Origin of the sequence: Nocardia sp. NPDC050713 (genome assembly GCF_040654315.1) — a bacterium.
In the GTDB taxonomy this organism is placed as follows: domain Bacteria; phylum Actinomycetota; class Actinomycetes; order Mycobacteriales; family Mycobacteriaceae; genus Nocardia.
Genome location: NZ_JBFAHS010000016.1, coordinates 166,168 through 180,120 on the forward strand (window position 1 = coordinate 166,168; position 13,953 = coordinate 180,120).

The 13,953-nt window shown below is 69.4% G+C and carries 15 protein-coding genes; 7 read left to right on the plus strand and 8 right to left on the minus strand.

From position 1 onward, the window contains the following. Positions 1-2 precede the first annotated feature (2 nt). Positions 3-380: a hypothetical protein gene (locus tag AB0H49_RS26970; RefSeq protein WP_357255446.1), complete on the plus strand. Its 378-nt coding sequence runs from the start codon at positions 3-5 to the stop codon at positions 378-380. A 198-nt stretch (positions 381-578) separates the two neighbouring features. Here AB0H49_RS26970 and AB0H49_RS26975 read toward each other — a convergent pair whose 3' ends face one another. Beyond that, positions 579-1,160: a recombinase family protein gene (locus tag AB0H49_RS26975; protein ID WP_357255449.1), complete on the minus strand. Its 582-nt coding sequence runs from the start codon at positions 1,158-1,160 to the stop codon at positions 579-581. An 803-nt stretch (positions 1,161-1,963) separates the two neighbouring features. Here AB0H49_RS26975 and AB0H49_RS26980 point away from each other — a divergent pair. After that, a complete protein-coding gene (locus AB0H49_RS26980) occupies positions 1,964-2,191 on the plus strand; it encodes a hypothetical protein (RefSeq protein ID WP_357255451.1) in 228 nt (75 codons plus the stop codon). Positions 2,192-2,509: 318 nt separating this feature from the next. Here the strand turns inward: AB0H49_RS26980 and AB0H49_RS26985 are convergent, their stop codons facing one another. Continuing rightward, positions 2,510-4,060 carry a phosphatase PAP2 family protein gene (locus AB0H49_RS26985; RefSeq protein WP_357255453.1) on the minus strand — a complete coding sequence of 517 codons (1,551 nt, stop codon included), beginning with the start codon at positions 4,058-4,060 and terminating at the stop codon, positions 2,510-2,512. Between the two features lie 233 nt (positions 4,061-4,293). Between AB0H49_RS26985 and AB0H49_RS26990 the strand changes: the two genes are divergently transcribed. Both AB0H49_RS26990 and AB0H49_RS26995 read left to right on the plus strand, forming a co-directional pair. Continuing rightward, positions 4,294-5,265 carry a YihY/virulence factor BrkB family protein gene (locus AB0H49_RS26990; protein ID WP_357255455.1) on the plus strand — a complete coding sequence of 324 codons (972 nt, stop codon included), beginning with the start codon at positions 4,294-4,296 and terminating at the stop codon, positions 5,263-5,265. Positions 5,266-5,413: 148 nt separating this feature from the next. Beyond that, on the plus strand, positions 5,414-6,316 hold the full coding sequence (locus AB0H49_RS26995) for an alpha/beta hydrolase family protein (RefSeq protein ID WP_357255457.1): 903 nt from the start codon (positions 5,414-5,416) through the stop codon (positions 6,314-6,316). An 11-nt stretch (positions 6,317-6,327) separates the two neighbouring features. Here the strand turns inward: AB0H49_RS26995 and AB0H49_RS27000 are convergent, their stop codons facing one another. Both AB0H49_RS27000 and AB0H49_RS27005 read right to left on the minus strand, forming a co-directional pair. Then, entirely contained in the window at positions 6,328-6,720 is a 393-nt protein-coding gene (locus AB0H49_RS27000; protein ID WP_357255459.1) for a hypothetical protein, read from the minus strand. Beyond that, complete coding sequence (locus AB0H49_RS27005) at positions 6,717-7,394, minus strand: phosphodiesterase (RefSeq protein WP_357255461.1); 678 nt, start codon at positions 7,392-7,394, stop codon at positions 6,717-6,719. The genes AB0H49_RS27000 and AB0H49_RS27005 overlap by 4 nt, the downstream gene beginning before the upstream one ends. 108 nt (positions 7,395-7,502) lie before the next feature. Here AB0H49_RS27005 and AB0H49_RS27010 point away from each other — a divergent pair, with 108 nt between their 5' ends. Next, on the plus strand, positions 7,503-7,967 hold the full coding sequence (locus AB0H49_RS27010; protein ID WP_357255463.1) for a hypothetical protein: 465 nt from the start codon (positions 7,503-7,505) through the stop codon (positions 7,965-7,967). A gap of 42 nt (positions 7,968-8,009) precedes the next feature. Here AB0H49_RS27010 and AB0H49_RS27015 read toward each other — a convergent pair whose 3' ends face one another. Together AB0H49_RS27015 and AB0H49_RS27020 are read right to left on the minus strand one after the other, a co-directional pair. After that, complete coding sequence (locus tag AB0H49_RS27015) at positions 8,010-8,900, minus strand: manganese catalase family protein (protein WP_355003139.1); 891 nt, start codon at positions 8,898-8,900, stop codon at positions 8,010-8,012. A 139-nt stretch (positions 8,901-9,039) separates the two neighbouring features. After that, positions 9,040-10,920 carry a cutinase family protein gene (locus AB0H49_RS27020; protein WP_357255465.1) on the minus strand — a complete coding sequence of 627 codons (1,881 nt, stop codon included), beginning with the start codon at positions 10,918-10,920 and terminating at the stop codon, positions 9,040-9,042. A 236-nt stretch (positions 10,921-11,156) separates the two neighbouring features. Between AB0H49_RS27020 and AB0H49_RS27025 the strand changes: the two genes are divergently transcribed. Further along, positions 11,157-11,618, plus strand: a complete 462-nt coding sequence (locus AB0H49_RS27025; protein WP_357255467.1) for a hypothetical protein — start codon at positions 11,157-11,159, stop codon at positions 11,616-11,618. Positions 11,619-11,666: 48 nt separating this feature from the next. Here AB0H49_RS27025 and AB0H49_RS27030 read toward each other — a convergent pair whose 3' ends face one another. Together AB0H49_RS27030 and AB0H49_RS27035 are read right to left on the minus strand one after the other, a co-directional pair. After that, positions 11,667-12,107, minus strand: coding sequence for a hypothetical protein (locus AB0H49_RS27030; protein ID WP_357255469.1), 441 nt, complete (start codon positions 12,105-12,107; stop codon positions 11,667-11,669). Between the two features lie 126 nt (positions 12,108-12,233). After that, entirely contained in the window at positions 12,234-13,475 is a 1,242-nt protein-coding gene (locus tag AB0H49_RS27035; protein ID WP_357255471.1) for a hypothetical protein, read from the minus strand. 311 nt (positions 13,476-13,786) lie between these two features. Between AB0H49_RS27035 and AB0H49_RS27040 the strand changes: the two genes are divergently transcribed. Then, positions 13,787-13,948: a hypothetical protein gene (locus tag AB0H49_RS27040; RefSeq protein WP_179831081.1), complete on the plus strand. Its 162-nt coding sequence runs from the start codon at positions 13,787-13,789 to the stop codon at positions 13,946-13,948. Positions 13,949-13,953: the final 5 nt, after the last annotated feature.

Genomic DNA, 13,953 nt, shown 5'->3' on the forward strand with positions numbered 1-13,953 from the left:
ATATGTCGACGCTGACGCCCAGGGAACACGACTTCGTGGACGCCGCACTGGCCAGCTGGACCGGAGTATCGACCAACGCACCGATCCCAGTGCGGGCATTGGGTTTTCCCAACCGTGACCGGTTCGACGATGAGGCCGAAAGGCTTCGGCGTGCGGTCCGCGAGCGCGCGACGCTGACCGAGGTCGAGACCGCGAGAGTGCTTTTTCTCAGCGAACTGGCTTTCGGCAGCGACCTGTTCGGCGCGGGTGTGGAGTTCCAGCTGGTCAGCCCGATGCGTGACGCAGAAGCAGTCACCATCCTGCGTTCGCTGCAACGGAAGCTTTTCACCCGCGCCGGAGCCAAGGCGCTGTTCGCGCCCGAGCTGTACGCACCCGAGTAAGTCCCAAGCGGCGGCACCCGCGCGGACGCTGGCAGTGCCGCGTCCGACTTGGCCATGGAACACTTATTGCCTGATAACCACGGTTATCGGGCAACATCGCCTGGGGACGGCTGGGCGATCTGGCCGGACGCCGTGCGGCGCGCACGGTTCGTTTCCTGGTTATCGGACAACTTCGGCGAGAGGCCGCCGCCGTCCTGGTCACTCCGCTGCGGGCGCCGTTCCTAGCTGGGCGGCTTTCACTTCGCCGTGCACGACGGCGAGGCTGACGCCGACGCCGCGCGAGATTTCGCGCAGGGACTGCCCTTCGGCGTGGCGTGCCAAAATCGCGCGGCGTTTGTCGGCATCGACAACGCGCGGCCGCCCGCCCTTGCGGCCGCGGCGCGCCGCGGCTTGCAGGCCGTCGCGGGTTTTGCGGGCGATGTCGCGGCGGCGGTCTTCGGCCAGGGCGAGCGCCAGGTCCAGGATCAGGCTGCGTTCGGTGTGCTCGCCGGCGGCGATGCCGTGCAGGATCTTCACCGAGATCCCTTGCTGGAACAGGTCGTTGAGCACGATCAGGCCCTCGAGCAGGTTGCGGCCGAGGCGGTCGGCTTCCTGGACGGTGAGCATGTCGCCCGGGCGCATGTAGTCGAGCGCGGCCTGCAGTCCCGGCCGGTCGGCGACCTTGAGCTTGCCGCTGATCTTCTCCTCGAACACCTTCACGCAGATCGGATCGAGGTCGTCGTGCTGGCGCAGCGTCTCCTGCTTGCTCGTGCTGACGCGAACGAGACCGACCAATGCCATCCAAACCCCCTCCGAACGTTCGGTAAACGTGTTCGACAACCGGGTGCGGCTCTACCGGAAAACGAACGGGTTGCCGAACATTCGCCCCTGCGTGTCACGCCCGCCAGTGGCGCGGTGGGTGTTCGGTAGACGAACGTTCTCCAAACGCTCGCCAGATGCACGCGCTGACAGGTAGCCGGATGCCAGCGGAATCTTCACCGACAAGAAATCGGGGAAGAACGCCGAACGCGAAGAGGTCTCGACGTGCCTGGACTACCCCGTGCCGGAGACGCGGGTTCTTCCGGCTTTTGTCAGACGACACTACTGCGCGACGTACCAGGTCCAGATCAGGGACAGCACGGGCACCCAGGCCGAACAGGAACAGGTCCGGGAATCACAACCCCGGTCAGTCCTGGCTGCACCGCTCCCCCAACTCAGTGACCTGATCATCGGCCGTCAGGCGGCGACGCGGCGTTGGCGTGGAAAGCCGGACCCCCGGTACGGAGTCGTCGCGGCGCACCCGCGCTGGCCAAACCGAATTCGGGTGCGAGGCAATAGCTGATCCGAATAAGATCGTGGCAGAGGGCTTCTCGTTCGGGGTGAGCGGTCTTCGATCGGTGATTCTGACGAACGAGAAGGGTGGAGCGATGACTGCCGCCAGTGGAAGACGTGGATTCCGAGGACGATTGAAGGCTTTTGCCGCGGCTGCGGTCCCCCTCGCCGCGATGATGACTCTGCTCTCGCCAGCAACGGCGTCGGCGGGAGATCGGTCCGAAGGCGGGAACTGGGATGCACCTCCCACCTGCTTCCGGGAAGGTGTCCAAGTGCACAAACAGTACGCCAGCGGCCGGGTGTACTACGGCGCCTACACCTTCCACCACGAGTACAACTACCGGCGCTACTACGACAACATGGGCTACGAGATCCGCTACGTCTGGGTCTGGGAGGTCCAGGACTACAACCCCGGGCTCCGGGATTACGCGACGGTGGGCTGGGCCCACAAGCTTTGCGGCGCCGAGTGGGTACAGACCAACTTCGGCAACGTCGGCTGAGTCACTCGAGTATGGAACGCCCCGGAGCCATTGCGCTCCGGGGCTTCTTCCTTCTCAGTGGTAGTTGTAGATCCTCGTTTCGGCACTCGGAAGGGTATTCGCGAGTGTTGGGTTCTGTGCTGAAGCCGGTGATCGCGTTGGACGCGGCGGGGGAACGAATCTCGTGGAACTCCCCGCCGTCGAATACTCAGAAGGACGTCGTGCACGTCGCAACCCGCGCGGTCGGACTCGGGGATGATCGAGCCGAGTTCCCAATCGGGGGCGGTGATCTCGGGCTCCGGTCGGGATCGATGGTCGCCGCTTGCTCCAGGCTGCGCATCACATCCAGCGGCGGAAGAAAGGTCGGCGGTGGTGGGGGCGGGGGCGGGCGGCCCAGCGGGGGTTGTCTTCGTCGCGGCGGTAGGCGGCGACCTGGCCCGCCACCGAGAAGCGGAGTCGGCGCGCTTCGCCGAGTACTTCGCCGTCGGCCGCCACCGCTTCCGGTTCGCGCACCTGCACGATCAGCTCGGGCACTTGCAGTTCGTTGTAGACCTTGCTGCGGCCGATGGCGGCCAGCAGCAGGGCCAGCACCGCGCGGGTGCGGGAGAACCGTAGGTCGGCGCGCAGCCAGCGGACGTCGAGCATGCCGTCGTCGAGCCGGGCGCGGAACGCGGGCACCGCGCCGTGCGGGTGATACGCGCCGTTGCCGATGAACAGGAACCACACGTCGTGCCAGGTCTCGTTCAGGCGGATCCGGACCGGCTGCGCGTCCCGCAGGACGACCACGAGGGCGGCCGCGAAGGCGGGCCATTTGCCCCACCTCGGCTGCCATTTGTCGCGCAGCCGAACGAGATCCGGGTACGCGCCCAAGCTGGCGGTGTTGATCAGATAGTGGGTGCGCGCGCCGTCCTCGGTGTCGAGTTCCACGCTCGCGATGTCGACCGCGACCGCCTCGCCCGCGCCGGTGGCGTCGACCACCTCGCGCAGGTCGTAGACCCCGAGATCGCGCGCGAAATGGTTCAGGGTTCCGGTGGGAACGACGACCAGCGGCAGTTCGTGGCGCAACGCCACGGCCGCCGCCGCGCCGATCGTCCCGTCACCGCCCGCCGCGCCCACCGCGAACGCCCGCTCGGTGCGCGCCGCCAGCGCCTCCTCCAGCTGCTCGACGCAATCGCGGCCGGGCTCGGTGCGCAGCACGGTGGCCGCGGGCAGCGCGGCGGCGATGTCATCGGTCGGGTCGTAGCCGGGAGCGCCGGACACCGGATTCACCAGCAGGACAAGGCCTTTGCCCTCGACAAGCATCGGCACCTCGCGCACCGCGCGCGCCGCGGCCTCGTCGGATTCACGGACCGGCCACCAGCGGCGCGAGGCCATCGCGACACCGGCCCCGACGGCCGCGCCGACGACCACGTCGGAGGTCCAGTGCACTCCGGTGTGCACCCGGGAGTAGGCGACCGTGGCGGCCAGCGGCGCCACCACCACCGCGGTGCGCGGGCTCTCCAGCGCCACCGCTGTGGCGAACGCGATGGCGCTCGCGCTGTGCCCGGAGGGGAACGACGAGGAGGTCGGCACCCGGACGAGGCGCCGATGCGGCGGCAGCAGTTGCGCGGCCGGTCTGCGGCGCGCGATCAGCGATTTGAGTATCAGGTTGACGGTCAGGCTGGCCCCGGCCACCGAGACGACGCCGCGCAGCGCCGCCCGGCGCGTCGCACCCTGGCGGGTGGCCAGCACCGCCGCGAGGACCGTCCACAGCACGCCATGGTCCGCCGCCCGGGTCAACCGCACCATGCCGCGATCGACCGCCGTCGTCGGAATCCGTGCCACCGCACCGGTAACCGCCCGATCCATCTGCTCCACCCGGCGAAACGTCCGGCCCAACCACGCGCTCACCCCGTCGAAAGTACAGCCCCCGCAACGCGCCGCGCAGCACACCGTGCGCACGCTCGGCCGAGGCCACGAGAATTCGACGAAAAGACCTCGCGCGCCGCCTTCCAGACCGCCGCCCGCCTGACCGAGAACCAGCGGGAGCGAAGCTTGTTGCCACGCAAGGCGTCCGCGGGGGATGGCGGCCCGTTTCACCTACTGCTCGCCGGGTACGCGCCAGAAGGACGGAGGTTGGTGTGATGGCGGAAGCGACGACGGCGCGGCGGGTGCGAGCGCGCGCCCATATCGGCGGGCCACTGGCGCTGCCGTGGCGATCGTGGTGGGGCGTGTTGCGTCGTACCGTTACGGAGTTCCGGTCGGACAATCTGACGGACTGGGCCGCCGCGCTGACCTACTACAGCGTGATATCGCTGTTTCCTGGCGTCATCGTGCTCTCCTCACTGCTGAGCCTGGCCGGACCCGATGCCACCCGTTCGCTGATCGACACCATCGACGACATCGGGCCCGGTGGTGGCAACACGGTCGTGGTGCAGGCCGTCGAGGAGCTACAGCGGTCGCGTTCACTGGCCGGGCCGCTGGCGATCATCGGTGTGGCGACGGCGCTCTGGACGGCGTCCGGATATCTCGGCGCGTTCGTGCGCGCCGCCAACGCGGTCTACGACACCGAGGAGGGGCGGCCGCTCTGGAAGACATTGCCGCTGCGCCTCGGACTCACGGCCGTGACCGTGCTGCTCGTCGCACTGTGCGCGATCGGCGTCCTGGTGAGCGGCCGCATCGCCGACACCGTCGGCCAGTGGCTCGGGCTCGGGTCGGCCGGGGTGACGGTGTGGAGCATCGTGAAATGGCCGGTGCTGGCGGTGCTGGCCAGTCTGGTGTTCGCCCTGCTGTACTGGGCCGCGCCCAATGCTCGTCAGCTCGGCTTCCGCTGGCTCACGCCGGGCAGCCTGCTCGCGGTGGTGCTGTGGATCGTGGCGTCGGCCGGATTCGCCTTCTACGCGACCAATTTCGGCTCTTACAACAAGGTGTACGGCTCGTTGGCCGGGGCGATCGTCTTCCTGGTGTGGTTGTGGCTGTCTAACGTCGCGATCTTGCTCGGGGCGGAGTTCGACGCCGAGCTCGCGCGCGGGCGCCGCATCGAAGAGGGGCAGCCCGCCAACAGCGAACCCATCCTGCCGCCGCGGGACGAACCCGATCGGAAGGACGAGGACTAGCTCGCCGAGCATCTCGATCCGGCTACGGGAGCGCAAGACCCCAATGTTGGTGTCGACGAAACTCCTTGCGGTAGAAGCGATCTTGCCGGGGTAGCCCTTCAGGGTGATGGCTCGTAAGAATCTCTTCGCGCTTGTAGGTGTTGTCGCGGTGGGCGTCGGCCTGTCGTTCGCGTCGGTCCGGCCGGTTTCCGCGGCGCCCGCGGCGCACGTGGTCGGCGAGGCGCCGCTCGGCGAGGCGGCGGTGCGGATGGACGTGTATTCGCCGTCCATGGACGCCATGGTGACCAACCGCGTGATCCGCGCCGCGGGCGGCGGTCCCGCGCCGACGTTGTACCTGCTGACCGGCATCGGCGGCGGACAGGACGGCATCTCCTGGTGGGACGACACCGACGTGGTGCGCTTCTTCGCCGACAAGCACGTCAACGTGGTGATGCCGGTCGGCGGCGCGTTCAGCATGTACACCGATTGGCAGGCCGACGACCCGTCGATCGGCCGCCACCGCTGGCAGACCTACCTCACCGAGGAACTCCCCGCGGTCGTAGACGAACAGCTCGGCGCCACCGGCCGCAACGCGATCGCCGGTGTCTCCATGAGCGCGGCCTCCGCGGTCGACCTCGCCATCCAGGCGCCCGGCCTGTACAGCGCGGTCGCCGCCTACAGCGGATGCCCCTGGACGTCCGATTCGCTCGGCATCGCCTTCGTGACGGCGCAGGTGGTGCGCGGCGGGGCCAACCCGGCCAATATGTGGGGCCCGCCGGGCGGCGCGGGTTGGCGCGCGCACGACGCCTTCGCCCGCGCGGGCGCGTTGGCCGGTAAGGCCGTCTACCTGTCCGCGGGCTCCGGCGTACCGGGAGCGATCGACCGAGGATTGCCCTTCCCGCCCGTCGAGGCCATCGCGAACGCGTGCACCGCGGCGTTCGCGGGTCGGCTCGACGAGCTCGGGATTTCCGCGGTGCACGTCGAACGGCCGACCGGGTCGCACACCTGGGGGCTGTTCGAGAAGGATCTGCACGAGTCGTGGCCGCATCTGGCCGGTGCGATCGGCGCGTGAGCCGGGTCCGGCTACTGCCGCACGCTCAGCCACCCATCCATCAGTCCGTGGTACCGGCAATAGAACGGATGCGAGCCGATCTCGGCGGGCGCGGGAAAGGTGACGGACCGCCCCGGATCGATGTCGTGGTCGAACAGTCCGGGCCGCTTGCTGGTGATGCTGTGTTCCACCAGATCGTTGTTCACCACCGTGATGTCCGCGTTCGGGGTGATCGGCGGCGTCCGCGGGTAGGCCAGATCCTGGATCGTGATGGTGACGGCGGGAATCGGCGGCGGGCCGGGCGGTGGACTGGATGCGACGGGATCCTCTTCGGAAGAATCGCCGCCGCACGCCGCGGCCAGCGCGATCAGCGCCAGCACCGCGGCCAACCGGGTCGGGCGACCGACCCGGCGCACCGCTTTCATGGCTGTTCGCCGCGACCGCTGCGGCTGCCGACGTACGCGAGTTCACGCACCCGCCCGATCACCTCGGGCAGGATCCGGACCTCGTCGGGATGGTTGGTCATCGGGTCGAAGAAGTCGGTGCGGTAGTCGCCGGGGTCGGCCGGATGCAGCGTGACCTCGGCGAGCCTGCGCTCCGGCTTGCCCATCTCGCTCGCCGAGAGGACGAAGGTGGCGGGCTCCCCGCGCAGGTGGTCGGCCAGGGCGTCGAGCGACGGGGTCTCCGGCTGGTCGTCGTCGGGTTCGGCGAAGATCCAGGTCGCCGCGGAGTCGCCGAGCCGGTAGGGCATCAGGCAGCCGTACCTGGCCGTGCGCCAGCTGCGCGCCGGGGTGATCACGAAGCGGCTCAGCGAACCGGTGCCGGTGGTCGCCAGCGCGAAGTCCCACGGGTGGTCGTCGCGATCGAGTACCCGCAACGCGAGGCCGAGCACGTCCGGCAGCCCGGCCGGGGTGCCGATGCCCTTGGACAACCTCGCGAGCACCGCCCGCTCCCCCTCCCCGAACAAGAACTCGTACTCGGGTTCGGCATGCAGTCGCCCGGACAGGCGCAGTCCGTTCGGATGGAAGACCCGAGCATGGCGCAACTTCGCCACTCCGGAGAAAACACCGCGCACGGCATCCGCTGCGAGATCGGTCATCGCGACTCCTTCGATCGGGGCGGTCGACATCCACCGACTGCCCCGCCGCGCGGACAATAAACCGGGCCGCGATGTGGCAGGAGCGCTCTCGTGGGTACTCCAAAGACGATGACAATCACATCCCAGTACCGCAAGGCGGTGAACACGATGACATCGACCCAAGCACTCCGACCGACCATCGAGACGGTCAGCGTGCGGGTACCTGCCCGGCCCATCGGATTGACGATGCTGCGCACGACCGTGGAATCCACCGCGGTGGTCGCTTACGCCGACGCCGACGGCGCGGCCGAGCTAGGGCTGATCGTCGAGGAGGTAGCGCGCAAACTCGTCGACTCCGCCACCGACGACTCGACGCTCGACTGCACCCTCTCCTGTGCCGGCGACATGACGCGGGTGCGGCTGTCCGCGACCACCCGGTCGGAGCTGCACCGCGAGCCCTACGCCGTCGGCTGGCAGATCGTCGACGCGCTCACCAAGGACACCCGGGTCACCCGCTCCCACTTCGACCGCGCCAGGCACGGCTACCCGACCGAGGTCGACTTCGATTGGCAGCCGGGAGTTTCCGCCGCCTGACCGTGGCCGCCCGCGCACGGACGGCCACGGTGTGCCTGGATCTCAGGCCGGAGTGTGCTGCTCGTGCGTGAACGGCTTGCTGCCTTCCACCGCGGGGCTTCCTTCCGGATTCGTCTCCGCGCCGTGGTTCTCCCGCTCGCTGGTGCCTAGCCACTCGGAGGCCGGGTTCTCGATATAGCGCCACTCCATGCCCTCCGGCCACGGTCCCTGTCCCTCGTTCCACGGGCCGCGGGCGCTCGCCGAACCGTTGGACATGTTGAAGGCCACGTTCTGGAAGCGGTCGTCCCCGGGTAGTGCGCCGGGAGGGAAGTTGACCGGGAGCTCGTTCAGCGCCGCGGTGAACTGCTGGAAATGCGCGACCTCGCGGCTCATCAGGAACGACAGCGTGTCCTGGACACCCGGGTCGTCGGTGAACTGCTTGAGGTACTCGTAGACGATCTTGGCTCGCGATTCCGCCGCGAGATTGCTGCGCAGGTCGACCGACGGTTCGCCGTTGGAGTTCACATAGGACCCCGACCACGGCACACCCGCGGAATTGCTGACGTCGGGACCGCCGCCGGACAGCGAGAAGAACAGCGGATCGGCCGCGACCTGATGCACAGCCTGCTCGCGCCCGTCGGAGGTGGCGATCACCGGCATCCAGTCGCAGCGTTCGTTGGCCTGCTTCAGATCGTCGTTGAGCCCGTCCAGCAGCATGGTGATCATCGAGCCGACGATCTCGAGGTGACTGAATTCCTCGGTCGCGATGTCCATGAACAGGTCGTACATCTTGGGGTGCTTCTTGCGCAGCACGAACGCCTGGCTGAAGTACTGCATCGCCGCCTTCAGCTCGCCGTTCGCCCCGCCGAACTGTTCCTGCAACAGGGTCGCGAACCGCGGGTCCGGCCGGTCCACCCGCACCTCGAACTGGAGATCTTTGTTGTGGATGAACATCTCTCTCCTCGATGGTCGTGAAGTGGCAAAACACCGATGGGTGCCGCCTACCCCCACGCCCAACCCCGAAACCAGACCTGCCGAACACCGTCGGCGGGCCTGGCGCCCTTCTATGAGCGACGCGTGAAGTCGTCCGTCCTCACGCGTCCCCGGCGCGGTCGAGGAACCACCGCGCCAGCCAGTCGACGGCGGTTCGGCCGTCGGCGTCGATGACGTAGTGGCCGTAGCTCTGGTGCGCGCCCGAGGTGACGAAAGCGGTGGCGCTCAACGCTTCCGAGATCAGGCGCAGCACGGCGTCCGGTCCCTGGCCGCCGACCGTGCCGAGCACGTCGCGGGTGAGCCGGTGCAGTTCCGCGCCCGCCGCGCCGGTGAGGTCGTCCGCGGCCAGGGTCACGAAGCCGAACAGTGTCGGGAGCACGGCGTGCACCCGTGCCGCGAGGTCGAGCGGCGGCGCACCGGAGCGCGACGCTTGGACGACGTCCCACAGATCGTCCTGCAACAGGGTCGCCTGACCGACCAGCGCGGGCGCGTCGATCTCCGCGACCGCGCGCACCAACTGCGCCGCGAGATGAACGGCGCCGCTGTCGTCCGGGATCAGGCCGAGCAGCCGCGACACCTCGCGCAGGTCCTCGCCCACCGTCCGCAGCAGCGGCGCGAACGCCGAATTGAGTTGCGCGACAATGTCGTACAGTTCGCGCACGACAGCCGCGAAGTCGACACCGTTCGCGATCATATCGGCCAGGCGGCCCAGCGCCGCGCCGACGGCGGGCAGCCGCGCCGCGAAATGGACGGCGTCGGCGGCCACCGACGCGATCCGCCCGATCAGCACCGAGGGCCACAGCTCGGCGAGCACCCGCCACGCCTCGCGCAACGTCTGCTCGGGTTCGGTGCGCACCAGCTCGAGCAGCGGCGCGGTCACGTCGGCGACGACGGCAACGGCGTGGCCGGTCACAGCGGCGGGCTCGCGGTCGGGCTCCGCGAGTGCGTCGAGCACGGCCAGCGCGGCACCGATATCGGATCGGGCCACCCCGTCCAGCACGGCCGCCGCCAGCCGCTCCGACGCCGAGCCATCGGCGAGTTCGTCTCGCGCCGTGGGATGTTCGTCCATCCAGCCCGCCAGTTCACGCAGCGGGCGCAGCGTCGCGACCAACCCACCCGCCGCGGCCGCCAGCCGCGCGGTGGCGCGCGCCCCCGCGGCACCGTATCCACCGAGCTGGTCGATCGCGGCGGGCAGCTCCGCCAGGCGCACGTCGCCGAAGTCGGAGGCAAGCAGGCTGTTCAGCGCGGTGGTGTTCGAGTCGTCCACGGTGGTCTGGTCGGCGTCGGTCGGCTGGGCGAGCAGCCTCCCGAGAGAGGCGAGCAGCGGGTGGGTGGCCGCGTCGGTCGAGCAGTACCTGTCCTTGGTCGCGCAGATCTGGGCTGTCACCGACGAGACCGCGCAGAACCCGCTCGGACGCGGCCCGGCGATGCCCTCCCCCGGCACGGGCGGGCCGACCAGGGTCGCGCCGCCGGTGCCCTGGCGCGGATCGGCGAGCAAGCCGACCGCGAGCACACGGTCCGCGGCGACCGGTGCGCCGGTGCAGCCGATCGCCGCGGCCACGTCACCCATCGCGTCGGCGCCCTGGCTGTATCCGGCGAGGACGAATTTCGTTGCGGGACAGTCGCGGCCGAGCTCGTCGATGGCGCGCGTCGCCGCTTCGACGCCGGTCGCCTTGCTGTCGCCGTAGGGCATGCGGTCGAAGGCCGCGGCTTCGTAGGCCGGGAAGCGGAAGGCGAACGCGTCGCCGAGACCCGTCGCCAGCGCCGTGGCGAGCGGCGCGAGCATGCCCACCGGCGCGGATTCGTCCGCCCACGGATTCGTCTCCCAGGTCCCCGGCAGGAAGACCCCCGCGACCGCTGGACAACCCGCGTCCGCCTCCGCACGAGCGACGACGGGCGCGATCACGGCGACCACCGCGATCACCGCCGAGATCAGCAGGATCGGCACCCGACCCCTGGCGGAACGGTCGGATCGATTCACCTGAGCACCTCCTGCCGCTCCGGCGCGGGCCGAGTCCCGAATATCGCCAACCCATTTCACCAGCGACGCACCGATCCCCGAGGTGAAACGCGCAAATTTCACACATTGGCCGCGAGAAACCGCCTGATCGACCAATCCGCGCGCGGGAGCTGACCGAAGTCCTTTCTATCGAATCAGACCGTGGCCGGCTCGGCGCGCGACGACGGCAGAGCATGCCCGACAGGAAGTGACACCCGATGATCCCCCCAGAACAGCCCGACGCGGACCTGCTCGAGCTGGCCTACCCCTACGCGATGCACGCCGTCACCGAGATCGAGCGCGAACTCATCGAGCGGCGACGCGCGGCCGCCGATCGGACACGCGCCGCGGAGTTCGACGCGATGGTCGGCGCGACGCGAGAAACGTTGGCCGCGTTGAGCATTCTCGATGCCCTGCCCCCGCCCGCCGGTCTGGAAGACCGGTTGATGCGAGCACTCGACGAGGCCGTATCGCGCCGACGGGCCCGGAGGCTGTCGCGCAAGAACTGGCTCGCCGCCGCGATGGCGGTGCTGATCGCCATCGCGGCGGGCGTCGTCGCCAGTCATCGCGGCCGATACCGGCGCGCGCCCGTTCCGGCGACCGATGTCTTGGCGGCCACGGTTCAGCAGGCGCGCGGTCCCGAGCAGCCGATGCCGATCGCGCGAACGAATCTTCCCTGACCCCAACGCGAGAAGGCGGGGCGGCGAGCACCCCGCCTTCCGCGACGATCAGTTCGCCGAGCCCGAAGGCTCCTGCGGCGGGTTGTTGTCGACCACGGCACCGCGGTGCTCGACGAGCACCGGATGAGTGATCTTCATCTCCGGCGGGCCCATCGTGGGCGGCGGGTTGACGTACCCCGGACCATTCGGGTTCAAGACCGGCGGCTGTTGCTGCAACTGGCCCGGAATGGTCTTGGTCGGGCAAACGAACACCAGGTCGGTCGTGGCCCGTGGCCGCGCGTACGTCACGACCGGGACCTGGCCGACCCCATCCGAGCACGTCACAACGGACTCCACCCGGTAGGTGTCGTCGGTGTCGTTGCGACAGCTGTATCCCTCGCACGAAACGCCGGGCGCGAGCTCCTGCGCGACCGCTTGCGGCGCGAGTACCCCGGCCGCTGCCATGACGACGGACGCGACGCCGAGGCCGAACGTCAATCTTTGACGCATCAGTGAATCTCTCCTATCGAAGCCCCGACCTGACGGTCAATATACCGATGATCGCCGCCCGCGCCACCTGCACGAGTTTCACCAGCGGCATTGCCCGACAAGATGTTTCGTCGATCGCGCAAGCTGTCACGGAGCGGGGGCCAGCTCGCCGAACCAGTCGAGTGTTCGCGGCAGCGCCAAGCGCACGGTCGCCGAGTGGTCGACGGGTCCGAGATCGACGACGCTCGCCCGGTCGCCCAGGTCCGCCCGGCACAGCTCGGCATTGGCGGCGGGCACGGCGCGGTCGGCCGAGGAGACGTAGAGCCGCACCGGCGCAGGCGGCGTCCAGTCGCAGACCCCGTCGCTGTCGGTCATGGCGCGCAGCGCCGCGCCGGTCGGGTCGAGCGCGAGTTCCTGGAACCGAGGCGTCAGCAGTTCGCGCGGGGTGGCGGGTAGTCCGGTGGAGACGGAGAGGATGTCGTGCCGACCGTCGAAGAGTTGCTCGACGCGCTCGGCGTAGGGCGGCTGAAACGCCTCGCTCGGATCGTCGTAGAGGTGGTAGATCCGGTTCATCGCGGTGAGCCAGTAGGCGATGTAGAGCACCGCGGCGCGCGGGGTGATCCGGCCGTCGAACGCGGCGGGCTTCTGCACCTCTCGGAGAGCGTAGGGACCGCTCACCGCCGCGACACCCGCCAGGGTGAACCCCGATTCCGGCTCGGCGGCCACCCGCTGGGCCAGGGCCATCGCGGCCTGGCCGCCCTGGGAGAACCCGGTGACCAGCAGCGTGCCGTCGAGTTCGCGGCCCTCTCGCTCGGCCACCGCGCGGGCGGCCCGCAGCAGATCCGCCGAGGCGCTCGCCTCGGTGGGCGCGTGCGCGTACGGGTGCGGACCCGGGCCTTCGCCGAGACCTAGGTAGTCCGGGGCGACCGCTGCGTAGCCCGCGGCCGCGAACAGGACGGTCCGCGCCCGATCGGTCTCGGCGTCGGCCGACGGCGCCTCGTCCTTGCGCACGATCGTGCCGTGCGCGTAGCTGACGACCGGAAGCTTGCGCGCCTCGCCGCGGGGCAGGACGACGAGGCCGCTGGCGGTGGTGCCGTCGCCGTCGGGCCCCAAGGTGCGGTAGACGACCCGGTAGGCGTCGACGCCGTTGCGGACCGGGGTCTGAATCGCCCACTGGTTCAGGTACGCGGCGGTCTGCTCCGTCGTCGCGCCGAGCACCTGCGTCACCGAGACGACCTCACCGGGCGCGGCCGCGACGACGCCGCGCTGCTCACCGCACCCGACGAGCCCGCCGAGCAAGAGTGCCAGCGCCGCCACGAGCGCCGCCGAGGATCTGATCACCCGCCTCGGCGGACCACCCGCGCACCGGAAATTCTCCTCCGTCGCCATCAACCCACACTCCCACCGTGCACCGATATCACGCCACCTACCGGCCGGAATCGGGCGCCGCACCTGTCTCAGCGTTCGCAAACCGGGCTGAGTACGGGGACCCCGTCCGAAAAGTTTCGGCCCGGCAACGCTGACATCAGCTAAAATTGTCGATACCTGGAATACGAAGTGGGTCGGCGTCCTGTTCGCGTCATCTCGTTTGGGGGCAGGAAGTCTTTGGGTTTCGCCCGTCGGTCCGGTGCAATGTCGCACGCCGCGGTGTACCGCGACACGACTATGTCGGCGCCCAGCCCACTGCCGAGGAGGCACGCATGGTCGACAACGCCGCAACCGAGCAGTCCGAACCCGATCCCGCCATCGTCATCTGGCCCGAACCCAGCCGACTCGAGCCGTGGTGGCAGCGCGTCATGTTCGGCTCGAGCGCCCGGCCTGCCACTCCGCGCGAGACTCGCTACGGGACCACGAAGCAGTAGCCCTT

Excerpts from the sequence above, each read along its gene's own strand:
- AB0H49_RS26990 (WP_357255455.1), top strand. The coding sequence starts at position 4,294 with ATGGCGGAAGCGACGACGGCGCGGCGGGTGCGAGCGCGCGCCCATATC.
- AB0H49_RS27030 (WP_357255469.1), bottom strand. The coding sequence starts at position 12,107 with ATGCGTCAAAGATTGACGTTCGGCCTCGGCGTCGCGTCCGTCGTCATG.
- AB0H49_RS27015 (WP_355003139.1), bottom strand. The coding sequence starts at position 8,900 with ATGTTCATCCACAACAAAGATCTCCAGTTCGAGGTGCGGGTGGACCGG.
- AB0H49_RS27040 (WP_179831081.1), top strand. The coding sequence starts at position 13,787 with ATGGTCGACAACGCCGCAACCGAGCAGTCCGAACCCGATCCCGCCATC.
- AB0H49_RS26975 (WP_357255449.1), bottom strand. The coding sequence starts at position 1,160 with ATGGCATTGGTCGGTCTCGTTCGCGTCAGCACGAGCAAGCAGGAGACG.
- AB0H49_RS27000 (WP_357255459.1), bottom strand. The coding sequence starts at position 6,720 with ATGAAAGCGGTGCGCCGGGTCGGTCGCCCGACCCGGTTGGCCGCGGTG.
- AB0H49_RS27025 (WP_357255467.1), top strand. The coding sequence starts at position 11,157 with ATGATCCCCCCAGAACAGCCCGACGCGGACCTGCTCGAGCTGGCCTAC.
- AB0H49_RS27005 (WP_357255461.1), bottom strand. The coding sequence starts at position 7,394 with ATGACCGATCTCGCAGCGGATGCCGTGCGCGGTGTTTTCTCCGGAGTG.
- AB0H49_RS27010 (WP_357255463.1), top strand. The coding sequence starts at position 7,503 with ATGACAATCACATCCCAGTACCGCAAGGCGGTGAACACGATGACATCG.
- AB0H49_RS27035 (WP_357255471.1), bottom strand. The coding sequence starts at position 13,475 with ATGGCGACGGAGGAGAATTTCCGGTGCGCGGGTGGTCCGCCGAGGCGG.
- AB0H49_RS26970 (WP_357255446.1), top strand. The coding sequence starts at position 3 with ATGTCGACGCTGACGCCCAGGGAACACGACTTCGTGGACGCCGCACTG.